Annotated in this window: 29 protein-coding genes and 2 pseudogenes; 30 read left to right on the top strand and 1 reads right to left on the bottom strand. The window is 44.4% G+C overall.

The window, feature by feature from the left end:
• Positions 1 to 34 precede the first annotated feature (34 nt).
• From GCWU000342_RS01095 to GCWU000342_RS01075, 4 genes are all read left to right on the top strand, one after another.
• Positions 35 to 1384 (top strand): SWIM zinc finger family protein, encoded by a 1350-nt coding sequence (locus GCWU000342_RS01095; RefSeq protein WP_006905318.1) that lies wholly within the window; start codon positions 35 to 37, stop codon positions 1382 to 1384.
• Complete coding sequence (locus tag GCWU000342_RS01090; RefSeq protein ID WP_006905317.1) at positions 1374 to 4757, top strand: hypothetical protein; 3384 nt, start codon at positions 1374 to 1376, stop codon at positions 4755 to 4757. The genes GCWU000342_RS01095 and GCWU000342_RS01090 overlap by 11 nt, the downstream gene beginning before the upstream one ends.
• A 70-nt stretch (positions 4758 to 4827) precedes the next feature.
• The gene (locus GCWU000342_RS01085; RefSeq protein ID WP_045000078.1) at positions 4828 to 5343 is read left to right on the top strand and encodes a hypothetical protein; all 516 of its coding nucleotides are present in this window, start codon (positions 4828 to 4830) and stop codon (positions 5341 to 5343) included.
• Positions 5344 to 5655: 312 nt separating this feature from the next.
• On the top strand, positions 5656 to 6555 hold the full coding sequence (locus GCWU000342_RS01075; RefSeq protein WP_006905314.1) for a DUF6630 family protein: 900 nt from the start codon (positions 5656 to 5658) through the stop codon (positions 6553 to 6555).
• Between the two features lie 238 nt (positions 6556 to 6793).
• Here the strand turns inward: GCWU000342_RS01075 and GCWU000342_RS01070 are convergent.
• Positions 6794 to 7147: pseudogene (locus tag GCWU000342_RS01070) on the bottom strand (transposase); the annotation flags it as partial.
• A 181-nt stretch (positions 7148 to 7328) separates the two neighbouring features.
• Between GCWU000342_RS01070 and GCWU000342_RS01065 the strand changes: the two are divergent.
• The 26 genes and pseudogenes from GCWU000342_RS01065 (at position 7329) to GCWU000342_RS00955 (ending at position 24399) form a co-directional block, all read left to right on the top strand.
• Positions 7329 to 7703 (top strand): recombinase family protein, encoded by a 375-nt coding sequence (locus GCWU000342_RS01065; RefSeq protein ID WP_006905312.1) that lies wholly within the window; start codon positions 7329 to 7331, stop codon positions 7701 to 7703.
• A 75-nt stretch (positions 7704 to 7778) separates the two neighbouring features.
• Complete coding sequence (locus GCWU000342_RS01060) at positions 7779 to 8969, top strand: ATP-binding protein (protein ID WP_006905311.1); 1191 nt, start codon at positions 7779 to 7781, stop codon at positions 8967 to 8969.
• Positions 8970 to 9221: 252 nt separating this feature from the next.
• The gene (gene rhuM / locus GCWU000342_RS10105) at positions 9222 to 9398 is read left to right on the top strand and encodes a RhuM family protein (protein ID WP_330360271.1); all 177 of its coding nucleotides are present in this window, start codon (positions 9222 to 9224) and stop codon (positions 9396 to 9398) included.
• Between the two features lie 40 nt (positions 9399 to 9438).
• Complete coding sequence (locus tag GCWU000342_RS01055) at positions 9439 to 9894, top strand: SMI1/KNR4 family protein (protein ID WP_006905309.1); 456 nt, start codon at positions 9439 to 9441, stop codon at positions 9892 to 9894.
• Positions 9895 to 10211: 317 nt separating this feature from the next.
• Complete coding sequence (locus tag GCWU000342_RS01050; protein ID WP_006905307.1) at positions 10212 to 11471, top strand: ATP-binding protein; 1260 nt, start codon at positions 10212 to 10214, stop codon at positions 11469 to 11471.
• A gap of 146 nt (positions 11472 to 11617) precedes the next feature.
• Positions 11618 to 11890 (top strand): hypothetical protein, encoded by a 273-nt coding sequence (locus tag GCWU000342_RS01045; RefSeq protein ID WP_006905306.1) that lies wholly within the window; start codon positions 11618 to 11620, stop codon positions 11888 to 11890.
• A gap of 56 nt (positions 11891 to 11946) precedes the next feature.
• On the top strand, positions 11947 to 12366 hold the full coding sequence (locus GCWU000342_RS01040) for a hypothetical protein (RefSeq protein WP_045000076.1): 420 nt from the start codon (positions 11947 to 11949) through the stop codon (positions 12364 to 12366).
• Positions 12367 to 12483: 117 nt separating this feature from the next.
• On the top strand, positions 12484 to 12960 hold the full coding sequence (locus GCWU000342_RS01035; RefSeq protein WP_242649957.1) for a hypothetical protein: 477 nt from the start codon (positions 12484 to 12486) through the stop codon (positions 12958 to 12960).
• 189 nt (positions 12961 to 13149) lie between these two features.
• Entirely contained in the window at positions 13150 to 13554 is a 405-nt protein-coding gene (locus GCWU000342_RS01030; protein WP_006905303.1) for a hypothetical protein, read from the top strand.
• 29 nt (positions 13555 to 13583) lie between these two features.
• Positions 13584 to 14426, top strand: coding sequence for a YwqG family protein (locus GCWU000342_RS01025; RefSeq protein WP_006905302.1), 843 nt, complete (start codon positions 13584 to 13586; stop codon positions 14424 to 14426).
• A gap of 518 nt (positions 14427 to 14944) precedes the next feature.
• Complete coding sequence (locus GCWU000342_RS01020) at positions 14945 to 15802, top strand: MerR family transcriptional regulator (RefSeq protein WP_006905301.1); 858 nt, start codon at positions 14945 to 14947, stop codon at positions 15800 to 15802.
• A complete protein-coding gene (locus GCWU000342_RS01015; protein WP_006905300.1) occupies positions 15799 to 16389 on the top strand; it encodes a hypothetical protein in 591 nt (196 codons plus the stop codon). Before GCWU000342_RS01020 ends, GCWU000342_RS01015 begins: the two co-directional genes overlap by 4 nt.
• 243 nt (positions 16390 to 16632) lie before the next feature.
• Positions 16633 to 17127, top strand: coding sequence for an imm68 putative immunity domain-containing protein (locus tag GCWU000342_RS01010; protein ID WP_006905298.1), 495 nt, complete (start codon positions 16633 to 16635; stop codon positions 17125 to 17127).
• Between the two features lie 13 nt (positions 17128 to 17140).
• Positions 17141 to 17413: a type II toxin-antitoxin system Phd/YefM family antitoxin gene (locus GCWU000342_RS01005; RefSeq protein ID WP_006905297.1), complete on the top strand. Its 273-nt coding sequence runs from the start codon at positions 17141 to 17143 to the stop codon at positions 17411 to 17413.
• A gap of 204 nt (positions 17414 to 17617) precedes the next feature.
• Complete coding sequence (locus GCWU000342_RS10675; RefSeq protein WP_207635016.1) at positions 17618 to 17899, top strand: hypothetical protein; 282 nt, start codon at positions 17618 to 17620, stop codon at positions 17897 to 17899.
• Between the two features lie 99 nt (positions 17900 to 17998).
• Positions 17999 to 18217, top strand: a complete 219-nt coding sequence (locus GCWU000342_RS00995; RefSeq protein WP_006905295.1) for a hypothetical protein — start codon at positions 17999 to 18001, stop codon at positions 18215 to 18217.
• Between the two features lie 93 nt (positions 18218 to 18310).
• Positions 18311 to 18727 (top strand): hypothetical protein, encoded by a 417-nt coding sequence (locus GCWU000342_RS00990; RefSeq protein WP_006905294.1) that lies wholly within the window; start codon positions 18311 to 18313, stop codon positions 18725 to 18727.
• A 63-nt stretch (positions 18728 to 18790) separates the two neighbouring features.
• A pseudogene (locus GCWU000342_RS10955) lies at positions 18791 to 18937 on the top strand (DNA-3-methyladenine glycosylase I); the annotation flags it as partial.
• Entirely contained in the window at positions 18934 to 19626 is a 693-nt protein-coding gene (locus GCWU000342_RS00985) for an acyl-CoA thioester hydrolase/BAAT C-terminal domain-containing protein (RefSeq protein ID WP_006905292.1), read from the top strand. The pseudogene GCWU000342_RS10955 and the gene GCWU000342_RS00985, both read left to right, overlap by 4 nt.
• Before the next feature lie 24 nt (positions 19627 to 19650).
• Positions 19651 to 20403, top strand: coding sequence for an alpha/beta fold hydrolase (locus GCWU000342_RS00980; protein ID WP_006905291.1), 753 nt, complete (start codon positions 19651 to 19653; stop codon positions 20401 to 20403).
• Between the two features lie 90 nt (positions 20404 to 20493).
• Positions 20494 to 21099, top strand: coding sequence for a class I SAM-dependent methyltransferase (locus GCWU000342_RS00975; RefSeq protein ID WP_006905290.1), 606 nt, complete (start codon positions 20494 to 20496; stop codon positions 21097 to 21099).
• Between the two features lie 161 nt (positions 21100 to 21260).
• The gene (gene msrB / locus GCWU000342_RS00970) at positions 21261 to 22538 is read left to right on the top strand and encodes a peptide-methionine (R)-S-oxide reductase MsrB (protein WP_242649986.1); all 1278 of its coding nucleotides are present in this window, start codon (positions 21261 to 21263) and stop codon (positions 22536 to 22538) included.
• A gap of 36 nt (positions 22539 to 22574) precedes the next feature.
• On the top strand, positions 22575 to 22742 hold the full coding sequence (locus GCWU000342_RS10725; RefSeq protein WP_006905288.1) for a cupin domain-containing protein: 168 nt from the start codon (positions 22575 to 22577) through the stop codon (positions 22740 to 22742).
• A complete protein-coding gene (locus GCWU000342_RS10950) occupies positions 22743 to 22928 on the top strand; it encodes a cupin domain-containing protein (protein WP_334290459.1) in 186 nt (61 codons plus the stop codon).
• A gap of 72 nt (positions 22929 to 23000) precedes the next feature.
• The gene (locus GCWU000342_RS00960) at positions 23001 to 23525 is read left to right on the top strand and encodes an IS3 family transposase (RefSeq protein ID WP_006905287.1); all 525 of its coding nucleotides are present in this window, start codon (positions 23001 to 23003) and stop codon (positions 23523 to 23525) included.
• Between the two features lie 289 nt (positions 23526 to 23814).
• Positions 23815 to 24399 (top strand): hypothetical protein, encoded by a 585-nt coding sequence (locus GCWU000342_RS00955; protein WP_242649956.1) that lies wholly within the window; start codon positions 23815 to 23817, stop codon positions 24397 to 24399.
• The last annotated feature ends 596 nt before the right edge of the window (positions 24400 to 24995 follow it).

The raw sequence follows: 24995 nt of genomic DNA, 5'->3' as shown, positions 1-24995 counted from the left end.
GCAATATAAATACATCTGCTGCAGAGGGGGGATCATGAGGGGATTTAAGAGGGGATCAAGTCTTACTGACGGCAATTTATCCTTATCCATAGCGCCGGCTCTCACACCGAAAGGGGTGGAAGAGAATCCGTTATTTTTCAGTGGAGAGCTTGCGAATCCCCTGGTGGTCTCGGGGGGACTCCTGGTGTTGGCAGACATTGTAAGCAGCAGATACTTCAAGTATGCACCGGTGGGTCAGAAGGATCCGATTCTCTCCGCCCAGGGAGACAGACTCAGGGCGGAGTGTTTTTCTGCCTGCAATGGCGTTTATGCGAGAATGGATCTCTTTCAAAGCGCTTTAGAGGGGGAGATTCTCTATGGCACGACAAATGTGGATATTGGAAATGAATTGCGAAAATCCCTGTTGCAGCTAAGAGACCAGGACCGCCTGAAGTTCCGAATTGGCGGCGATGGCTGGAGGACATTTCACAGCAGGCAGTCTGATGACGGATCTGCGCTGACGGAGATGTTGTTCCAACGCCCGGTAAAAATGCCGGATCGCTGGATTCGAGCCCTGGGCAACACGGCCATGTTGTATCAGAAAATGAAATACCGCTTCCATGTGGAGGGGATGCAGGCAAAGGCCTTTATTGCCATGCTGCCGCCTGCTACGGGAAAGGAGCAGGCCGGATGGTTGACGGCGACAAAAAATGGCGTGGTCTTAAAATCCGTGAAGGGAAAAAACAGTGTTTATATATATGGCCTTCACAGACTCAGCGCCCTAAAGCGTATCATGCGTCATGTAAATGCTGTTTATTTTTATGCGCCTGATGAAGCCGGACAGATGATGCTTGAAGTCTGTATGCCGGGCGCCAATATAACCCTGGGCGTAACCGCCAAGAGTTACGAGGGCTATTCAGGCGAGGGGGCGCTTCTTGACTCTCTTTCCGATCCTAAAATACTAGAATACGCAGATCGGATTGATGATGTGTTGAATTTCGAGCCGAAACTTGATCTTGATGGCATGTCCAAATCGATAGGAATCGAAAAAGAGGATATGAAGGATGCCATAGGGTTTCTGGCAGTCTCGGGAAAGCTCGGCTTTGACGTTCGAGAGAATGCCTTTTTCCACAGGGAATTGCCTGATGATCCGGACAGAATATTAGGGGATAATCCCAGGCTTTTGGCTGCAAAAAAGCTGATGGAAAGCACCACATATATAGAAGACAATATATGGCATGTGAGATCCGGCGATGCGGATTACAGGGTCATTTATCCTGTTGACGGAAGAGCAGAAGATGCAAAGTGCACCTGCAGCTGGTACCTGCGGCATCAAAACAGCAGGGGTCCCTGCAAGCACATTCTGGCAGTAAAAATGAAAAAGGGAATATCCTATGGCAAGTAAACTTGAAAAAGCAGTGGAAATCTATCGTTCTCTGGGATATGAGGAGACGGATTTTGACGATATTCTAAAGCTCGGGACAGGAAAGCAGGATGAAGAAAAGATCGCGAGAGAAGGACTCAAATCCGGAGAGTGGACGGAAATCAAGCAGCTGTCCCCAAACAGCTATGGATTTGTCCCTGTGGTGGATGCAGACCTGGACAAGCTCGCTATCTTTGCCATCCGTGTAGGTGTAGATGCCAGGCGAGCCGCAAATGTTGTCAGTCGATCCAGTGAAGTTGCTCTAAGAGCGATTGAGGCTCGCGGAAAGAGCTATGCCATCAACTTTATCAATGCCACATCCAGCGCAAACAGGAGAAGCTGGGAGCATTCCATGTCCCGTCTGGGAATGCTGTCATTGAAACTGCTTCATCAGATGAATCTTGCCATACCCGAGTCTGTGGACTATATGAAGGACTGGGCAGCCGGGGCAGCTGTGATTCTGGGGATCCGCAAAAAGGATTATACATTTGACGATGATTTTGTCCTGGAAAAAGAGGAACTTTTAAGAAGGTTTTGCGAACATATTGAAGCGGGTATTTCTGTAAATGTGCCGGCGACAGGACCTTTTTCGGAAGTTCTGATCTGGGGCGTAGAGAATGGGATACTTGACAGAGATCAGGCTTTGGAACAGGTTTTCTATGGCCTGCAGATTGCCCAGAGGCCGGGCGACAGAAAGGCTTTTATCAATGTTCTTGAGCAAATCGGCTTGTCCGATGATGAGATCAGGTCTCGGGCAGAGAGCATCCTTCCCCTGCTGAGTCTTGGAGAAACACCAATTCTGGAAAGATTTGCCCCCATTCTCATTGAGAGCGCTTCGGAGGATTTCCTCTATCCCCTGTTGATTTCCTGTACTTCCGCAAAGACGAAAAAAGTCAAAAAAATGATTCTGCAATCGGCTCTCAAGAGAGAGAAGGCGATGTCAGCGGAGGCATTTGTGGAGTGGATTTTACCTTATAAGCAGCAGGAGGATCCAGGAATTGCCCGACTTGCTGCAAAGCTGGAGCAGGCCTGGGGATTAAGCGTCGAAGTGGAGGATCATCGGCAGGGACTGAGGGGGCTCTGGCAAAAGACACCAAAACTCTGGGAGGTTCCAAGCTTTGAGATCGGAGAGATTTCCCCTGAGAAGCTGACAGATCTTCTGGCGGAGATTGCAGCAAGAAGGCAGTGTGTAGAGGATCTCAGCTTCGAGAGATTTTTGGCGCTGGCAAATCGCATTGCCTATGAGAACCCGCAGGCGGCCAAAATAAGTCTTGGCGGGATCCCGACCGATGGTTCCGGCGGCCTTCTGGCTCTGGCCTGCTGGGTGAAGGGGCTGGGATATGATTGCTGTCCGGATCGCATGATCAGAGATTGGAATGGCGAGAGAGAAGTATCCCGGATGGGATACGGAGAACTCCTCTATGCAAGAAGATCGGTCTTGTTTGCCACGATTGACCAATGGCCCTGCCTTTTGAGTACACCGGGCTTTGAGGATCTGAGCATCCGTCTGACAGATCTTCTTGAGAGGCTCGAACGATATGAGGGGGAGCATTTTCCATATGTTTCAGAGCCGGATTTACAGCTGGCTCTGACAAGACTGGATTTGGAACTTCTGGCAGAAGAGAAGACGAGAAGAAGTATAGAGAGGCTGGAGTCTCTGCATCTGCAAATTCAGCTTCCCTCCGGGGAAATCCTGCAGGATGCAGGGGGAAATGCGGTTATGGCGGGAGAAATCATTGCTGCCTACTTAGAGGATCCCTATGTAGAGCCTGCATTTGTGCCGGGAAAGACGCCCTACTGGAGGATAGATTTTGCCATGCCCCAAAGCCTTAGCCTACTGCCCAATCGTTTTTCCTACAGCTACAGTGACCTCTTTTCCATCTTTCCCAATCGGGGAGATTTCTCCCTGACCGCTGTGCGCAGAGAGTGGGAGGTATATCACGGGCAGGGCCTTATTTTAAGGCAGATCGCAAGGCGAAAAAAGCCGATTCCCAAGGGAGCGCTTATGAATTGGATTGCCGTCTGGGGCAATCTGACGGAGAAAAATGCCGCCGATGTGATTCGGGCAACGCATGAAGCCTGGGAGAGAGGCCTTCTTCTGCCGCAGTTGGCAGATGCTTCCTATCTGGACTGGACCGGGGGTGAGCCCTGCAATTTGGCAAGTTTGGCTTTGGCCATGGAGAATCTGGCAAATGAGGGGCTGTTAAGCCTGCTCTGGCAAGCGGCATGTGACCTGGTCGCGGCATCCCTTGCCGCGCCGCGCATGCTGGCAGGTACAGCCGAGCTCGTAAAGTTTTTGAGAGATGATTTGGAAGAGATGGTTCTGGCTGTACAAAAAGATCTGGCGCCCCAAGAACTCTTAGAGATGAGGGCTGTTGAGAAACTGGCCGCCAGGACGGGCTCCTCGAAGGCGGTCAGCTATGCCAGGGAAGTCATCGACAGACGCAATACTCTTGCACCTGAGCCGGCCGGGGATGCAGAGGCATGCAAAAAGGCAGAAAGTCGTCCGGTGGACTTCGAGCAAGTCTGGCGCATTCCGCATGAGGGCAAAGAGCCAATTGAAGATCAGGTGACATTTTGTGTCAAGAGTATGGAGGTAAGAAAAAAGGAGAAGGCCTTTCAGTTTTACCTGCAGCTGCCGGATATCTCTGACTGCCGGTATCAGGTAACTCTTTACGGATGGTTCTACGGCATTTCTGAGGAGGGACAGCTCTCGGGCATAGAACTTAAGAAGGGCGAAGAAGTTGCCGCCGGAGAGGGAAGAGAAGTATGGCTTCATTACGATCCCGACAGAAAAAAGCTTGTTGTAAGCAGGTTCAGGAATTGGCGCAAGGGGAAAAATGGTCCTCTTGACGGAGGAGCAACTCCCTACTCGAAGATCTTTTTGACGATTGCCCTGGCAAGCCTGGCCCAGGACGGAGAGAGCATTTACGGGGCAAAGAGTCTTGTCCGCCGACTGGTAAATGAAGGAGATCTGTCCTGTGAGCTCCTTCGGGATATCACAAGAGAGCTCCTGGCTCATGAGGCGATCAGCCCAGCTAAGCTGATACGGATCATTGAGAAGGAAAATGAGCTCCTAAGTGTCTTTTGGGTCATGCTAAGCGAGTGTATTTCTCATGCCGGGGCAAGAACGCTAAAAGAGAAGAAACCGCCGGTCTGGGTCAATCGGGTTCTTGATATTGCGATATACTATGCAGGTTATTTGAGGGAGGCGGTAAAACGGGGATACATTCCGGAGGAAGATGGTATCTGGAAGGGGCTTTCCGAAATCGCAAACAGCACTGCCAAGTCAACGGCGGTAAAGAAGGCAAAGAGCCTGCTGGGGAAATTGGGTAAGGAAAATGATTGTTTTTAATATATTAAAAAGGAAGAACTTATATTAAAATAAACAAAGAAAAGCATCGTAAATGAACAGGAGGAGTAAAATGGGACTGTTTGATATGTTTCTGGGGAAAAAGGAAGTACCTTTAGATCAGGCCAGAAGTGATGGAAACAAGGCCAAGATGCGCGAAATCTTCGATAAGAATGTGGAGTCCGGTGCAGACTATAAACTGGTATATGCATACTCCGAGGATGTTCGCGGCGCCAACTTTGCAGTCCTTCGTACGGTTTCCTATAAGTACAGAAGTTTTATTGTCGGTTACAGAGAGAGTGACTTAAGCCTGGCATTCCTTGAGGTAAGCCCTGATTTGAACCAGTCGGGTGAGGTGCATATCTACAGACCGAATGAGGTGAAGAAGACCAACTTCATAAAGATGGTAGGTTCTTACTATTTACAGTATGGAAGCGCCATTAAGAAGGAGTTTTTCAACTTCTTTGTTCCGGAGACGATTGGCGATATCGTGAATCTTGACTGGTATGACGAGGAGACCTTTACCTATGTTGATCAGAGAAATGAGCACAGCGGATGGGTGGCTTTCTGGGGCAGGTTCTGCCGCTAAGGGTGAAGTGTCATGAGCATGTTGCCAAATTATATTATAGCTGTTATTGTAATCGCCTTCTTGATCTATAGCTTTGTCATGCTAGTCATTAAAAGAGCGAAGGTTCATAACCTCATTTTGTATTTCTTGGGGATTCTCCTGGCATTATTGCTGCTTGGAATGTCCGTTTACGGAATTATTAATAACATTCCCCTGGGTCAGGTGCAGCAGCTGATCGAGAGTCGGTTCAGATAAGATGGGAGAGAGCAAGTCGAGAGGCCTGCTCTCTCTTTTTCATAAGAGACCCTATGGCTGCTTTCAGGAGGTGAGGAAATGGCTCTGTTTGGATTTATTGAAAAGAAGTACAGCGACTGGTCCATGGACACGGGTGAGGGGGCCAGAGTCGGATTTCGCAAGAAGGCGCTGGAAAAGGGGCTTGAGGATGTCTGCAGAGGCACGGAGGAGTTTTTGATTCTAACAGCAAAAGAGTCTTTTCCTGTCAGTGTCCGCGGCCGTGTCGGGACTTTTATCCAGGCGATCCGGGAGGAGGATTCCTCTGCCCTTCATCTGGAGATCAGCACGCAGGATCAGAAGAATCCAGACGACACCATTATCTACGGCAAGGACGGTGTCAGCGCTGAGGAGACTCTGGAGATCTTCATGCGTTTGCTGGATGAGAATCAGGCGCCGGATCTGGCTGCCTGGAATCCGGTCATGTGCTGGCGCAATCCGGTAAATCCGGAAGCCTACCAAAGGCTGACCAATGCCATGACAGCGAAGATATCCCTACAGAAGGAACTCAAATGGGCCTTTCATAATCCCTATGAATATGTGGTCGAGAAGGCCGATCGCTTTGCGGAGCGTGAAATCGACAGGGATGCACCCCTTGATGAAATCCTCTTCTTCGGCCTGGTTGACGAGTTTTTAGAGGCCGGCGAAATGCTTGAGCTGGACTGGAAGGAAGACAAAGAGGAGTTCCTTGGGCAAATGCAGGAACTGGCGGAGCATTTCTCCCTGCCTTTGGAGGAGGACTGGCTGGAGCCTGAGGCAGATATCCCAACCTGGTGCAAAGCTCTGGACGAGCACTGGGAAGAGGCCGGCTTTGTGGTTGCCGGACTCGATATCGACAGCGACTCCTACTTGCTCTTCCCTGCGGCGGCAGATAAAATGCAGCTTTTGACGGATCTGGCCGCAGAGATCGGCCACGAGATCAAACTTGGCAGGGATCTGTGAAGGGAAGAATACCAGGCAAAGGATTCGTGAATCAGTATTGATTAATTACGGTATAAGGAGAGTAGCATTTTTTCATTTTTGGTCTGGTGATGGAATTTGAAATTTCCTGCTCATTGTCGGACACAGATGGTACAATAGACATGGCGCTACTCCTCTTAAGGTGTGATTGGTTTTTCGCCGAATCTATGGTTGTGTCAATAATCTTTCGCAAATTCATTTGACATCGGCTGTGCACAAGTTAAACGGCAGCTTCGCGACCAGTTTCAGCTTGAAGCTCCTGATCGAATAAATGCTGCATGTTCAGGTATCGTTTGCTTCCCCAGGCAGATCCGGCTACATGACGCAGTCTGGCGCAGACGAGCATTAACGCGCTTTGGCCGTCAGGAAAGGCTCCGATTGCCCTGGTCCTACGTTTAATCTCGCGATTGACGCGTTCAATCGTGTTGTTCGTCCGGATTCGAAGCCAATGCTGGCTTGGGAAGTACATATAGGCAAGCGTCTCATCAACGCCGTTTTCGACGATCTCGGCAGCTCTGGATAGTTTCAGTTCCTTCAAGCGATCAGCGACTGCCTTGGCTTTCTGAGCCGCGGCTTCGTCTATTTAATTGAATTTGCGAAATTTATTTTACGTTATCGTGATAGAAGCCTGTGAGCAGTCAGAAAATGAATGGCGCAGCGAGAATATCAGGTGGGGACTTAAGAAAAGAGCGGCAAGCGGTCAGTCGGGATGATACAGTCGTCCCTGTTATGGCTACTATAAAGATAAAAACGGAATGTTGGCAATTGATGAGGAGAAAGCTCAAATTGTCCGCAGTATATTTGACTGGTATCTGGAAGGGGCAAGCATCATAGGAATAAAACGGAGACTGGAAGTGCGAAATATAAAAACACCGAAGGATAAGGTTCTCTGGAGCAAACACACGATAGAAACGATTCTCACAAATATGCAATATACCGACGATGTCGCAATAGCGGATTCCGGAAATTCTGAAAGGCGTTATATGATCGGAGATCACCATACCGGAATCATATCCAAAGAAAAGTTTGAGGCAGTCCAGCTTGAGATGGCGGCTCGCAGTAATTTGGAAGTAACAGAAGAAGGCGTAAGACGAAAAGGCACGAAATACAGATCCAAGAAGCAGAAATGAATTCTATCTCCCAAAATAAAAAATAAATTGAAAATGGGAAATAGAAATGATATAATAACGGCGAGGTGAAGAGAGATGAAGCTTATAGAACGGAACGATTATCTTGAAAAACTCGTCGAGACAAAAGGTACCCCTGATATAAAGGTCATAACAGGTGTAAGGCGCTGCGGAAAATCCAAGCTGCTGGAGACTTTCATATCCTATGTGCAGAAGAATGAGCCGGAAGCGAACATCATCCATGTGAATTTCAACCTCCCGGAATACGATCAGCTGCTGACGTATCGCGCATTGTATGATTACATTTCAGACAAGTACCAGGATGGAACGTCAAACTATGTGATGATTGATGAAGTACAGATGTGCGAGGACTTTGAAAAAGCGGTTAATGGGCTGCATGCATCGGAACGGTACGACATATATATTACCGGGTCAAACGCATTTTTGCTGAGTTCAGATCTTGCTACATTGTTTACCGGCCGGACATTTGAGGTTAAACTCTATCCGTTTTCATTCGCCGAATTTGTGAAATACTATGGACTGGATAATGTCTATGATGCATTTGATAGATACATTATTGAAGGCGGTATGTCAGGTTCTTATCTCTACCGCAAGCAGGAAGCGAAGTTTGATTATATCGCGGATATCTATAACACTCTGATTGTCAGAGATATCAGGCAAAAATATAAGATCCGGAATGTTCCTCTCATGGATCGGATATCAGAATATATGATGGATAACATATCAAACCTTTCATCGGCAAGAAGCATTGCAGACACCCTATCTGGCAATAAGGACAAAATAAATCATAAAACAGTGAACGCATATATGCAGTATCTTTGCAATGCATTCGCATTCTATAAAGTCCGCAGATATGACATCCGTGGAAAGAAATATCTAACATCCAATGATAAATATTATCTCAGCGATCACACATTCCGTTATGCTAAATTAGGAACAAGAAATATGGATTACGGCAGGGTGATTGAGAACATTGTGGCGATAGAACTTATGCGCCGGGGATATGAAGTGTATGCCGGGAGATTATATCAGAAGGAAATTGATTTTGTCGCGATCAGACGCAGTGAGAAGCTGTACATCCAGGTTTCTGAGAATATATCGGGTGAAAATACTTTTGAAAGAGAAGTTAGCTCATTGTTGCAGATAAAGGATGTTTATCCGAAGCTGCTTCTCGCCAGAACCAGACATGGGATGACAGATTATGAAGGAATACAGATTATTGATGTGGCCGATTGGCTGCTATCATAAAATAGCCCAATCGAAATAGGTGGGCAGATATCCTCTCTTTTCTCCATGACGATACATCATCATCGATCGGAGCGTATTAATGATCTCTTCACAGTTATACTTCTCATCAAGTTTCTTCTCTAGAATGCGGAAGATGACAAAAGCGGCATACCTACATTAAAGAACAGCAGTAGATCAATCTTGCATCAATGCTATGAATCCAATTGAGAAGAATGTAAATTCTTTGGAGAACTATATTAAACTCGCAAAAGCATCAAGATTTATTCCGACTCAGAGCTTGAGGAAGATGCAACTATCTGGAATTTCCGGATAGTTCAAATCGAAGGTTCACGTCAGGTGACTCGAGATACAAAGCATTATAATCTTCAAATGATTATTGCGGTTGGATTCACGGTGAATAATGAGCGAGCTGTACAATTTCGCAAGTGAGCCAAGATCTGAGGGACTTGTGAGTTACTAGGAGATCAAAATGTGCAATGTTGATTTTGGGAAACACCGTGACAGAATTAAGGCGGCTTACGAAGCAAGCGTGTTCACAGAAGCTATCCGACCAGAGCCAGAGGAGAATATAAAAAAGTTTGAAGCAAATTATGCCTCCATACCATCAGAGTACCGCTGGCTATTACTTAACCTAGGCGGTTGCTATTTGGCAGAACCATGGATTTTTGACTTGAGGGAGCTGGAGGGAAATTACACAATCTTTGAAGAGGCATACGAGGAGTATATGAGCGAATGTGAACACGGCCCGGCATTTCCTATCGGAGGCTTAGGCGATGGAAGCATCGTATTTATAGACCTGGAAAGCGGCAAAGTGCGTGGATTTAACAATGACTATGCTGACCTTGAGGAAATTTCAGAGAGCTTTTCGGAGCTTATTTTAGATCTAGTAGAGCAGGTAGAAAGCTTTTCTGGATACAATATCTGATATAAGGGGTATGTAATTAGTGGTATATCTACAATACGTCAAGACCTGGAATATATTAAGAAAATAATTGATCAAAAGGAGACATATAAACGTCAGAATTAGTGACATTGAGCATAAGTGTTGTAAAAACAATATTTGGAATGATAAATTTTGTATTTCGTGGATGATTTAAACAAAACAACACATGCAGGTATTCTCTTGAAAGTGATGGAAAAGCATGATTAAATTGGTGTCTAAACCGAACTAAATGAAAATATTTGCTTACAAGTTCGGTTTAGACGCATATAATATATTACATCACACGAGGGAGGTGCGAAATGTCAAGGCTATATTTCAGGGACAGGTATCTGGGAAAAATACGTAGCTTTTATGATGAGGGAGAAATCATTAAGGTGATAACCGGTGTACGCCGCTGCGGAAAATCTTCTCTACTTGAAATGATCGTCACTGAATTAAGAGAGAAGGGGATTCCTGATGAAAATATAGTGGAGATCCATTTGGATAGAAGACCATATAAGCGGATCAGGACAGTGGAGGCTCTGGAAGCGGTCATAGATGAGAAATGCCAGAATGTAAACGGACTTAAATATCTGTTCCTGGATGAAATCCAAAATGTCAGGGACTTTGAGGAATCTATAAATGCGTATCGTGAGGAAGGCGACTACTCTATCTTTATTACAGGCAGCAACAGCTATCTTTTATCAGGAGAACTCGCCACAAAACTGACCGGGCGCTACATAGAGTACGAGATGTCAACGCTGACATTTGATGAATATTTGGAGATGAAAAAATTTTATGGGAAGGAAATTGCAGCCAATCCGGAGGATGAATTTGACAAATATATGCTGGAAGGCGGATTTCCGTTTGCTGTAAGACTCGATTCCTTCGCCGATAAAAGACTTTATACCAAAAGCGTTATTGATGAGATTTATGAAAAGGACATTCGCAAGAACAAAAGAATAAAAAACAGGCTTCTGTTTACGACGATTCAAACGTACATTATCAACAATTTTGGCGCAACGATGTCAATAAAAAGTCTATGTGAATATCTTGAAAGTACGACGAAAATGACTGTTCGAAAGGAAACGGTATATAATTACCTCTCTATCCTGGAAAATGCAAAGATTGTCAGCAAGTGTTCGCGATTTGACATGAAGAGCAGGAAGAGTTTGCGCGGCGAGGAAAAGTACTACTTATCAGACTTGAGTTTCTATTTTGCCAATAATACGGATAACAGGATCGAATATGGTCCGGTATTGGAGAACATCATATACAATTATGCGAAGTCCCGCGGCTACGCCATTAGTGTCGGGAGGATAGGAAAACTTGAAGTGGATTTCATTTTAAGAGATATAAATATGGATTATTCCTACGTTCAGGTGGCCAGATATATTGATAACGGAAACGTTGATGAGAATGGCATAAATCTTACAGAAGAACGGGAATACAGGCCTTTAGAACAGATCAGGGATTCTTTTCCGAAGTATGTGATGACGTTGGACCGCCTGCTGCAAAAAAGAAATGGGATTTTTCACAAGAATATCATTTCCTTTATTGAAAAAGGAGAGCAGTTTTAAAACACAAGTGATTCCGATGAGATACATTTTCTAGCCCGCAGGTAAGCCTGATGCCTGTTGGGTTTTGTCCTAAAATACCGCTGAAAAGCGGGAAAAAGAATAAGTAAAAAAGCAGTTAGACAACTAGATCTTTAAGGTGAAAAATAATGAGCTTATCTGATGAATTATTTAATCAAATAAAGCAACTTTCTACTAATATTACAGAGGAGAATTATGATGCCCGTCACGAGCAGGGATATGATAATTTGATTAAAATAAAGGATTTAGGCATTGAACAAGGGCAGGCATACAAGCTACTTTTAAAATATCACAACAGTTTAGAGGATGGCTTGTCTAAAGAGTGGATTGCAGATCTCTTAGATTGTATATGCGGGTGGTGTGCTCCACATAAATACATTTGGGGGAATAGAGAGGAATAGCAACTCTGATTTATATGTAAATCCTATTTTGTCGATTTGATCTTATGAGGAATAATATGGATTATATACATGATAGAAACAGCAACATACTTTTCAGCCTTCATGACAGTAGGGTGAATAAGATAAAATATCACAACAAGACTTTGACATTAAAAGTACATAAAATATTCCAACTTGTGGATGGTGAAGAAAAAGCATTTCCGGGTGAAGTGTGCTTTAAAAATTGTGATGTGGACCTATGCAATGTACTGATATTTAATAAAACTTTGGGTGGAGGCTGCTTTAACGGAAAAGCTATTGAATTACAGCAATTTATGGATGAGTATGCAGGCTCGGAGTTTGAAATAATCAAAGAAGGCTATTTTGGTAACACGACAACATATACGGGATGGCTTTGGGAAGATGGAAAGGCTCCGGTGTCAGCAATTATGTACATTTGGAATAGCGGAGATATGGTGTATCGTGTCGAGAAATAAATTATACATTTAGAAATCCTCCCGTCATGCACACCACAAATATGTACTGTATTTCCTTACAATATCAAAGCGAGAATATATTTATTTCATGTATCTTGTAGATTTTTGAAACAAACGATGAGAAAATCAAATTCAGATAAGAAAACTATAATTTGTAATACCGGGATTGATCCAAGAATGTATATAGGAAAAATAACCATAGAAAACCCAAAAGTCAATGGAGAATATTTTTTCAAAATAGGCTATTGTCCGGAGCTTAAAGAATATCTGCTGAGTGTTTTTATTGCCTGGATTGCCGGATATGACAGGTATTATAAAATCGATGAAGGGGATGTTGACCTTTATGGATTGAATCAGGACGAGTTTTGTGCAAAGTATGAAAATGAAATAAGGACAAAAATGACCGAGCGGTTAATAGGGTCAGCTGCTTTAAGAGATTATGATTTTAGCTGTTTGCCGGATGAAGTACTCAAGACCTTAGATGGCTATCCTCCGTTTGAAGGATATTCTTATAAAGATGGAATACTTTACGCGAGAATAAAGATGGGGGATACTTTTTTTATAATTCCACCAATCAAGGATAAAAACCTTTGACCGATTACGGAGGATACGGAACTGCTAAAGAAAAAATATGAGGAAATAGGCATTATGGCAATATAAAGGCAGGCTATACAAAATGCCCAAAGTGTGGTAAGCGCTGCCGACAGAAAAAATGGTTCAGTAATGAAGGCTCGGAAATCTGGAATGCGATAGCATAGTGAAATAATCCTAAAGGAACCCATCATGAACAAGCAACAACTCCTCGCCCTCTGGCAGGGCAAATCATGGGAAAGCTCACCGGCAGGAATATACTTTTTAAGCCGCAAGTACGATAAGGAGTTGCATTTTAGCTTCTCTGGATACAGCGAAAAGGATGTAAAATCCGTCCCGGACGTATTTATGAAAAGACTGGCCGCCAAAATCACTGAGCTAGACGATAAGGCGCTTAGCCTTATAAAGGAAAAATTTCCAAAAGAGAATGTCGAATGTATCTCGCTGACTGACGTAATGTTCGATAAGAGCGGGTGCTACGATGCATTTGCATTAGGTTACTATGTGGGAGAATCTCCAGCAGGTGAACTGTATCTGCTAGTTAGCTTTAACGATGAATTTCAAGATAATCCAGAAGTGGTTTGCGAAGTGTACTAAATCGCAGTGATAATAAGAAAGGATATTCTATGACAGTAAAAACATTCATCGAAGAATTTAAGAAGATCGAGAACAGAGAAACCATAAAGATTAAACTGATTTCTAAAACGAAGACTCCTCTGACAAGCAGCAATGTTGCAGGTTGGTTCTACTTGCCGAAGACTGAGGCCATCCCTACTACCGATAGGGGTGAGCAGCTGATGTATTTGGCGCAGATAAACTGCGAGGAGCTGCCTGAAAACAGCATTTACCCATCTAAGGGCATCGTGCAGTTTTGGATCTTTGGTGGAGATTACAATCTAGGTAACGACTACAGAAAGCCCACCTCAGATAGGAAGAAAAGGGTTATTTACTACCCGGCGATAGGAGAACATTTTACTGAAGAGGAACTGACAGAGATGTATAAACCGCAGGAGGATAAGAAAGAGGACGAGCTTATCACTCCGATTAATGATGGTGCGCCATTTGCCATGTCATTTGAAAAAACTAGCCAGTGGGTTATGCCGAACGACTTCAGATTTGAAGAACTTTTCGTTGAGAAGTTGAATGAGTATATTGCTGACCGGCAGACGGAAGTAGGTTATGAGACATACGATGTCAACGATGAAGATGTTGATTATATTATAGAAGAACTTGATATTTCGAATCACACGCAGATAGGTGGCTACGGCCATTTCACACAGGAAGATCCTAGATGTTATGAGGATTTTCAAGATTACACCGAGTTGCTGTTCCAGCTGGATTCCGAGTTTGGAACTGACGACTATTACATCTTGTGGGGCGACTGCGGCGTAGGAAATTTCTTTGCGACAAAAGAGCAATTGCATAATCTGGACTTCACCGAGTGCTTATATAGTTGGGACTGTTACTAACGAGAAGATAAAGGGGAGAGAGTTTCTTTGATGGAACTTTCTCCTTTTTTGAAGGGGGTGTTTTTCTGCCCAAATGGTATATTTATTTATATCGGCTGGATACGGTTCTTGGAATCCCGCGAAGTTCAATCATCACTCCTGGCCGGCCAATGTGTGGATTCCTTATTCCAGACAACTGCGGGATTGTGATATGGTATCTATGAATAGAAGATGGTGATTGATGAAGACAGCATCTTTCAGGAACTTCATGAAGAAATAATCAAAGGGCATTCTTCAAAGCAACCGTATATTGAAATAAAAGATTTGCCCAGTAGCTATCGTTAAAAAGGTGCTGGAAGACAAGATGAGAATGAGAATTATAAAAAGAGTCTATAGGGGATTTCCAAAAGAAAAGTCATTTGATAGTAAATTGCTAAAAAGAACATAGAAAGATGCACTTTGGGAAGATAGGAGCATCACGAAGTTGACCTGCCCGCTGGGGACCATGTTATCTTCTAAAGTGAAGGAGGTAGCAGGCTATGTTGAGAAATGAAATTCAAATGAAAACAGCTTTGACAAGAAAGGCAATTGAATATTATGAGGATAAGGGGCTTCTTAAGCCTATAAAATCAGAAAATGGATACCGAGATTACAGTGAAAAAGATTTGGATATTCTAATGAAGGTATCAATTTTAAGAAAACTGGGTGTCAGTGTATCGGATATAGAGAAATACCTATCATCTGCGGATAATTCACTAGCTTCTGTATTAAGGAAAAAGCAACATCAATTAGAAAATGATGAGAAAAGAAAAGAGCTACTTGAACTCATAATAAGGGGAGAAGGACAGGAATATGTCAAAGAAAAAATTGCATTGATGGAGGCGGAAGAATCTATTTATGAGAGACTGGAAAGAGCATTTCCTGGTTTTTTTGGACATTTGTTTTTTGCTGCATATAAACCGTTTTTTGATGAACCCCTGTCTGAGGACGGAGAAGGGGCATTTAAAAAATATGTTTCATATTTAGATAATCTTGCCCCTTTTGAACTGAGTGAAGAAGAGCAAAAATTTGTTGATGAAGCAAGTTCGCCTTTTGACATGTACGCTCTAGAAAAAATCAGCGAAGATAAGGTTAAGCTTATTGGAAACGTTGAAGAATGGATGAAAGAGAACGAAACATTTATTATGCAATATGAAACTTATAAACATAGTGAACAGTATCAGAATAGTATATGGGGGCATATACAGGAGAAACTGCAAAAATATATGCAGGACAATAATTATTATGAAATTGCAATCCCGCTGATAAGAAAATTTAGTAAGAGTTATGATGAGTATTATGAAAAACTATTGGAGGCAAATGAACAATTCCTGAAATACAAGGAGATTACGAATTGAGAACGGTTGATGAAGAGACAAGAAAATATATAGAAAGCATAGAGATCAGTGATATTCCCTGGAACAGACTGCCTACGATATACGGCAGGGCGACGGATTTTCCCAAGTACCTCAACACCCTATCCCGAATGGATAATTTGGATGATGTGATGTGCGACGGGGAGGAGATAGCCATAAATATAGAACACCAGAGCACTTTATTACATGCAACACCTTTTGCAATGGTATTTCTTCTTCGGATTTTTCGAAAGGCATATGAACAAAGGGAGACAAATGATATTGCAGCAATACTCTTTGATGAGCTGCTGGAACTCTTTCTGTATATTGCAGAGTCTATTTGTGACTCCTTTGAATATCATCACGACGATCCACTCCCGCATTTTTCTGATATGCTCAAGGAGGAGTATCTGTGGTCGGAGGAATATGACGAGGAAGCGGATGCAGAAAGATACGGGGACGATAATCTCTTTCCGGACGATCTGTTCTATAGTTTCTACTACTATTCTTATAAGGTTTTACTTTTATCCAAGCCAATAGTAGAGAATTTACAGGCAGAGAACGCGAAAAAATTGCGTTTATGTCTATAGTGAAGTCTGATATCCTATTTTAGGAATAAAAATTTGAGCTGATCGGGGGACAGCAAATGAGATTGCTGATTTTATGTACCAGCACGCTGTAAAAGCGCCCGACGAAATGCGACAGCTGCATGAACAGTTCTATAATTACCTCAAAATAAAAGATGCTTGATTTTTCCTCTGTGCATAAGTGAAATGACAGGACTTCAATAAAATCAAGTTCAGTAAAGAAAGCCCCTGGAGGAGAGATCACATATGTATATTGATAAATACTGGGACAACTTTATTGGCGGTTCCGATGACAGCTTGAATCTTGTGGCATTTTTGGAAGACCAGAAGAAAGAGGAGATTTCCCTTGGTGAAATCTTTCATAAGATTGGTTTGAACAAGCAAAATTGGGATTTTCACCGGACCGCAGAGCCTCTATGTTTCATGCACTCCCTTGGTATGGAGATGGATTTTCATTTTGCAATAGACGTCATAACCGATCTTGCCGCCATCCTGTTAGAGTGCAATATCAGTGGCGGTGTAAATCTCCACGATCTGTTTGAAAGTGAAGATACGCCATCCCGCTATATTCGAATCACTGCCAGCGCAGAGGAATATGACAAAATGGACAATGCTCTTGCGGATTTTACAGCTGATCCGATTTCCTATGACTTATATGAAATGTTAGGTGACGATATCCTGGAGATGGCGGAGGATGTGGAGACCTTGCGCAGGGAACTGCATGAGAGAAACAAGCGATAGATAGGAGGGTCCTATGATTAACATTCGACCCGTCTCGGATCTCAGAAATAAATTCCCGGAGATTGAAGAAACGGTTATTAATTCCAATGCGCCTGTGTTTCTTACCAAGAATGGTTACGGAACGATGGTTCTTATGAGTGTTGAGCAGTACTCCGCACTCACAGATGACATCGAACAGAAACTGGATGAGGCTGATGCTGCTGCAGAACAAACTTCTGTCCGATACTCTGCATCAGAAGTTTTTGGCAGAGCAAGGAGCAGGATTAATGAACACGTAAAAGTATAAGCTGTCATTTATTCCTCTCTTTGAGGAAGACCTGAACGAAATTACGGACTACATCGCAAACCATCTGCAAAACCCGAATGCCGCACTCCGGCTCTTTTTTCTATCTATCTCTGCGTTTCTTATGAATCCTTTCATGACAGGAACGACAGATACTCAAAGGATATCATCACGCTACGCTCAGATTTGACGATAATGGAGCGGGCTTTGCAGGCTCTTGTCCTGAGTCAATATCGACTGAAAGTGTTTCAGGATCACCGTTTCAGCATAAAACCGGTTGTGCTTTTCAAAGCGGCAAAGATCGCTGACAGCAAGGACTTTGTGGCAGACTTTAAAGAAAAATTCCTGCTCCAGCTAAAAACAGAGGCTGTACCAGCCACCATTTTTGTGGATGACAACGATTACAAGATATGGGGACTTCACTTCTTCAATCAGGAGAACCGCATGAAGAAATTCGACTCGGAGTTTGCAGTGTTGATTGGGAAATAATCGCAGGAGGCTATTATACCTTTCAGCGTTTACACACTTTTCAGCGATAGCCATACATTTCAGCGATAGTAGAAATATAATAGGAAGGAGGGTGCAAAAATGGCGATGGCACAGACAGCTTACAGAACAAGACTGGCATCCCGCAAGACTTCGGTCGCGGCGGCGGGCATATCTCGCGGAGCGAACACGCTTTTATTTCAAGCTTTTTCACGCCTCTCTTGCCTGAAAACTACAGATAGGCTTTGTATCAAAGACACTACTACGATAGAAATTAATGTCGAGGATTTGATACAATTCAGCGATTGCCCTGCTGCCTGAAAATCAAGGGGGTGCAAATCCATTTTAGGGGGTGCATTTCACAGGCAGGGGGTGCAGATGGATAAATCGTAATTTGTGGAGGTGTTTTATGCCATGATTACATCCAAAGTGGATGAAAAGAAGTTAAGATTTTGGAAAGAATTATATGAAAAGAAATCTAAGTTCCTTAAACCAAATAGAATAAGTGGGAGCGATTTAAACACATATTTTCAAGATAAATATCCTACACAAAATTATGACAATGAAAAATTTAAGAAAGTTGTACATTTAAACTCAAAGGAACATTTTTATGAAAATGCAGGTAATATAAATGATATTGTTGCCTATACACTTAATGGTGACATTTATGTTGGTATTGATTTAAAAACAGGGTTTTTTCATATTGAAAGTGAAGATGTAAGTAAGTCTATTCCGATTTATGATGATTTGTTTATCACGAGAGGGTTAAGCAAAGAGGATCTTCAAAACTATGTGATTGTAGGGCAATTTTTAGAATTAAAAGAACTATAAGTCCCAGTATGTCGAAATGAATCAGAAGGTGAAGAGCAGTGTGAAACTGGTAAAACTGAAAGCGTCAAGCATGTCGGGCCGGTCACGATTTATTCCCATCTGCAGGCCTGCGGGATCATCAATGACCACGATAAGGACTGCCCCTGTTACCTGAAAAGCAATAACATGCATCCGACTGTGAATAAGCGGCGGGACCATGAGGTGAAATGATAGTGAAGCATAAGGATCAATGGACGCAAAGCTTTACGGTAGATAAGGACGGTTTTTACGGCCATCTCTATTGTCTGGACAAAAATAATTTCGACAGCAAAGCGCTGCTTGTTCTGGGCGGGGGCGGCATGCCGTACAAGTTTACCATGTCAGAGGCGGCGGCCTCTTATTCTGAAGAGATCAATGGTGTTACCGCCCTGTCACCTTCATCACGGGTGAATATGGGGATCGGCCCGGGAATATCATGGGTGAAAGCATCCTCGTGGACGTTCAAAGGAGACGAGTTGCCTTACGCCTATGCGAAAGTACCCGGATGGAGAGCGGTATTGAAAAGCATACGAGCAAGGGAATTGACCTTTCGCTTTGCCTATGAGGAGGCTTACCGGAATGCCGGGGATGAGAGCATGATCCCCATCGAAAAGATCAATGGCCCGGTTCTGGTCTGCGGAGCATTAGAGGATTCACTTTGGCCATCGGCACAGGCATGCGATGAGATCATAGACAGACTGGAAAAGCATCCGTTTAAGCATCCGCATAAAAAGCTGGTGTACCGGTATGCTTTGCATATACTGTTGCCTTTTGATACCGGTTACAATAAGTACTTTCGGGTCGGAAGGAAATATCCCGGGGAATGCAGGCAGACAATAACAGATCTCAGACGGGAGATCATGGACTGGCTGCACATGTAAAATGTTTTACAGGAGACGCTGAAAATGACCATACATGAATTTGGAAAAGAAAATAAAGAAATCATAGTCCTGATCCATCCGTCCGTCGTGCGGTGGGACTATTTTGAACGGGTGATTCCGTTGTTGGAAAGGGACTATCATCTGATTGTTCCGGCACTTCCGGGCTACGACGAAGAAGAGAAAAGCGATTTCACGAGTGTGGAGCAGATCGCATGGGAATTGAATCTCTGGCTCAAAGAAGAAGGGCTTACGGAAGTTTATGCTGTATACGGATGCTCTATGGGTGGCTCCGTGGCGCTCATGGCCATGCTGAGGCAGCAGATTCCGATCCGGCATTGTATTATGGACGGCGGGATTACACCCTATGAGCTGCCATGGATCGTGACGCGTTTTATTGCTTTGAAGGATTATCTTATGATGATGATCGGAAGGGCCGGAGGTATGAAGCTTCTCAGAAAAGCATTTGCAACTGATGAATATTCTGAGGAGGATCTTCAGTATGTGGCGGATGTTCTGAAGAGCAGCAGCAGTAAAACCCTGTGGCGTACGTTTGACTCCTGCAACAATTATAAGATCCCCTCACCAATTCCACCATTGAATACAAAAATTCATTACTGGTATGCGGACGGAGAAGAAAAAGAACGGAAAGCGGACATTGCTTATATGAAACGCATTTTCGATCAGACAGAATTTAAAGTGCTTCCGAAGCTGGGGCATGGGGGACTGGTTCTGCTGAAGCCGGAAATGTTTGCAGCAATGATTCATGAATTACGATGAATACAAAATGCACCCACCCTGCTATTACAGACGGGTGGGCGCTCATGTATCTGATTTGTGCCATGAAACTGGCTGGAGAGGAAAAGTGATATGAAGAAGAAAATCTGGGATCTGTACGCACCTATCTATGAACTGGCGATGCGCTCGGATGAGAAGACATATAAACTCATGTATTCCCGCATTCCGAAGGTCATTAAAGACAAAGAGGTGCTCGAGATTGCGACCGGACCAGGTCTTCTCGCAAGACATGTGGCCCCGGCAGCAAAAAAGATGATCGCAACGGATTATTCGGACGGTATGATCCGCGAGGCGAAAAAGAAGTCCTGCCCGGACAACCTGACATTTGAAGTGGCGGATGCGAAGGCGCTTCCCTATGAGGATAACTCCTTTGATGTGGTGCTGATCGCGAACGCGCTTCATGTCATGCCGGAGCCGGAAAAAGCACTGAAAGAGATCGACCGTGTGCTGCGGCCGAAGGGCATCCTCATTGCGCCGACCTTTGTCGGTCATGGAGCCAGTCTCGGCAGCAGGCTGTGGTCAAAGATCCTTGTGATTGCCGGGGTTAAATTCGAGCATCAGTGGAATGCCGAGGAGTATCAGGCGTTTTTGTCGGAGAACGGCTGGCGCGTTGTCAATGCAAAACTGATGTCCGCCCGCATCAGCATGCTTTATACCGAGTGCGTGCGGGAAGCGTGAAAGGATTGATTCCGATAACTCGGGATTTAACGAGGTAACATAGAATGAAAAAGACGAGAGCAATAGTGGAAGAATGGCGCATAGGTGATCCAGGACCGTTGTTTTTGATTTTGTTGACCATTTTTCTTCTGACTGGTTGTTCTGAAAATACTGCCAGTTTGGTGCAAGAGGGCGCGAGCTATCATCAGATCGATCAAGAGACGGCAAAGCAGATGATGGCCCGGGATGACGGGCATGTGATTGTAGATGTACGCAGACAGGATGAATACGATGCAGGCCATATTCCCGGCGCAATTCTAATCCCGAATGAGAGCATTGAAGCGGAGCGGCCGAAAGAACTCCCGGATCTGGATCAGATCATCTTGATTTACTGCCGGAGCGGGAACAGGTCCAAGCAGGCAGCGCAAAAGCTTGCGGACATGGGATATACCAACATCTGCGAATTCGGAGGGATCAACACCTGGCCCGGAGAGATCGTGACAGGAGAAACCACTATGGAGATACCGGAAAACATGAAAACAATCTATCTTGCAGGCGGATGCTTCTGGGGAACGCAGAAGTTCTTCGATCAGTTTGACGGCGTAATCCGAACAGAAGTAGGTTATGCAAACGGGCCGGACGAGGCTCCGAGCTATCAGGACGTCTGTAACAGCAGCGGGCATGCCGAGACAGTGCGGATCGATTATGATCCTTCGGTCATTTCCCTGACTGATCTGCTGAATTACTACTTTATGGTGATTGATCCGCTCTCCGTCAACAAACAGGGCAATGACCGGGGCATCCAGTACAGGACGGGGATCTATTATACGGAAGAAGGCCAGCTTCCGGAGATCGAGACGGTTTATCGGGCGGAGGAAGAGAAAGCCGGAGCCAGGCTGGCAGTTGAACTGCTCCCGCTGGAAAACTTCTTCTCCGCAGAGGAGTGTCACCAGAAGTATCTGGACAAGAATCCCGGCGGCTACTGTCATATCCCGAGCAGCTACTTTGATCTTCAGCAAAACAGCGCGAAAGAATCCGAAGAGGAGCTGCGGGCGAGGATCGGCGACCTGGCCTACGAGGTAACGCAGCACGCTGCCACGGAATACGCCTTCACCGGTGAATATGACGACTTCTTTGAAAAGGGCCTCTACATAGATATTGTAAGCGGCGAACCGCTCTTCACGTCCATGGACAAGTATAATTCCGGGTGTGGCTGGCCGGCGTTCACCAGGCCGATCGCGGAAGATGCTGTCACAGAGACCGTGGACACTTCCCATGGAATGGTCCGGACAGAAATACGCAGCAGCGGCGCGGATTCCCATCTGGGTCACGTGTTCAATGATGGTCCCCGCGAGTCCGGCGGGCTGCGTTATTGCATCAATTCCGCCGCACTTCGGTTCATTCCCTATGATGAACTGGAAGAACAAGGGTATGGGGAGTATCGGAAGCTCTTTGAGTAAGAATAACCAAAAATCAATACAAGGAGGTATATAGCAATGGAAGAAAAAAGAATCTATGAAATGGACTTGGTAAAACAGGAAGACAAGGAGACTGCAAAGAAAACACCGTTTTACCAAACAGAATCTACAGGAGGGTCGGTGTGGGTGATTAAACCGGGACAGACCCTGCAGAAGCACCGTCACCACAATTCTGATGATATCTGAATCATTTTACAGGGAGAAGGTATATTCTATCCCGAACCGGATAAAGAGATTCCATTAAAAAAAGGACAGGTTATCGTTTCCCCTAAAGGTGCATGTCACGGCGCAAAGAACACAGGAACAGAGGATATAGTTTTTGTGAGTATCGTTGCACCGGTTCCGGCAGATTACGATCCTATAGGCGAATGAAAACACAATTTTTTGAATGTGCTTGGGGGTGCGGACAAAAACCTGGACACCATGATACCCTTGTGAGAACAGATGCGGTACACCAAGGAGCAGATTATCGTCGCACTGACATTTCTTCAGGCGGCGGACAATATCGAGGATCTGAAAGAAAAAATGCTTGATATGCAGATGGAGATCGATATCCTGAAGGAGACAATCAATGTCTTAAAAAAAGACCCCGGCGTCGATCAGACGGTTCTCAAGAACAGAGAGAAGGCAGTGATCATCGGCGCCCTGAAGAATAAATACTCACTGCCAAAACTCTGCTTTAAGTTGGAAATCCCCAGAAGCAGCTATTATTATCAGAAGGCCGCATTACGGACAGATGATAAATACCGCGAACTGCGGAGCCGAATCATCAAGGTTTTTCAGGACAACAGGTGTGTTTATGGATACAGAAAAATCCATCAACTTCTGAGGCAGAAGGGAACCATCGTTTCTGAAAAGATCGTCCACAGAATCATGAAGGAGGAATCCCTTGTTATCAAGATACGCAGGAGATGTAAATACAACTCTTATCAGGGTGAACTTAGCATGGCTCAGTCCTCTTCAGTATAGAAAGGAGTTGGGTGTGGTTGTCTAAAAAAATGTCCGCACCCCCTATCAAAATTTCATAAAACAAATCGTAAAGCAGTAAGACTTGCGACATCTTGTTTTTGGGCCAGGAGAGTTCACCCTTGTGAATGAATGTTTTGGCGCAGTCATTCTGGGTGAGTCTCAAATGATTTTCTACGATTCAATTTTTGCGAATATTATTGCACAATATCATAATACCGGTCCACGATCATTCGGATTCTGTGCGGGAGAAAATTATGGCATAATAATCATATGGAAAAGAAGTGACTTTATGTTACAGATGATTCCAGAGAAAGAATACCGCAAGGGTATCAGAAATGTTCCATCCGGTATCGTAACCTGTTATAGAGGAGGAGATTTTCACATGAGTAACCTTACAAAGTACAAATGGTTTTTCAGGCTCTTGGCAACAAGAGAAGGCAGAAGAATCCTGCTGATCCCGACGGTGATCCTGCTGGCATTGTCTTTGTTTACCATTTATCAGATGGAGCTAAATCCAAAACCGGAAAGGGTAGAGATGCAGGATGGCAGCGGTGACATTAAGCTCACGAAGAGAAGCGCGCTGATTGCTTTTAAACTGCCGCAGGAAGTCGGTGAGGTGAGGGATATTGTCGGTGAGGATATGAAGGTGACATCCTATGATGTATTTTGTGATAAGGACAACAACATAAAATCTGCCATGGTGAATGTGAAGGCCGATGAGAAGGAAGCAAAGGAGATCATAGATTCCTATCAAAAGAAATATGGTTTGACGCAGGCCGCATCTGCCTGGAATGGAGATGCGGGTGGCTTTGACATTTCGATTCGATATGACAGGAAGGATCAGAGGATAGACATTGATTTGAAGAAAAAATAATATTTTTTAGAAAATCGATTAGTTTTTAGACAAATAGCAAAAGAGCCGGTATGGAGAGCGGGCCGTGCTTATAGATTGCTTTTCGAAATGATGATAGAGAAAGAGAGTTGGCGGGGATCATCCGGCAAATATCTGAAAGCAAGAAGCAATCGTCGTATCATGCGGGCATGGAAGAGCGTGACAGGGGGATAGAGGGGCTATGACGAAAGAAGAGCGCACTGAGAAATGGTTTAAAGAGGTGCCTGAAGCAAAGAAGCTGTCCCCTGAAGAAAGAAGGAAAATCTGTAGTTGTGTTGCAAGGGGAACCGTGGTTATTTTCATCGTCCTTCTTGCGGTGGAGTTCGTTGCAGTGTATCTCTGGACTGGCGGAATCATTTTTGACCGTATGGCAGAGGCGGCGAATCAACTTGCTGTGAACAGTCATGGGACAAGACAATATAAGATCCTTGCCCTGTTTGGCGTGATACTGTATCTTCCCTTTTTTGTGATCCCTCTTACTATGGGTTTGGTCTATCGGAAAAGACGTCTCAAAACTCTGGCAAAGAGGGCTTGCTCTGTGGGGGAAACGTCCTCGGAAAGCGATATATCTCAAGCGG

The sequence above is a fragment of the Shuttleworthella satelles DSM 14600 genome, assembly GCF_000160115.1.
GTDB classification, from domain to species: domain Bacteria; phylum Bacillota; class Clostridia; order Lachnospirales; family Lachnospiraceae; genus Shuttleworthia; species Shuttleworthia satelles.
Note: the sequence above shows the minus strand (reverse complement) of the source record. Positions and strands in the feature narration are given on the sequence as shown.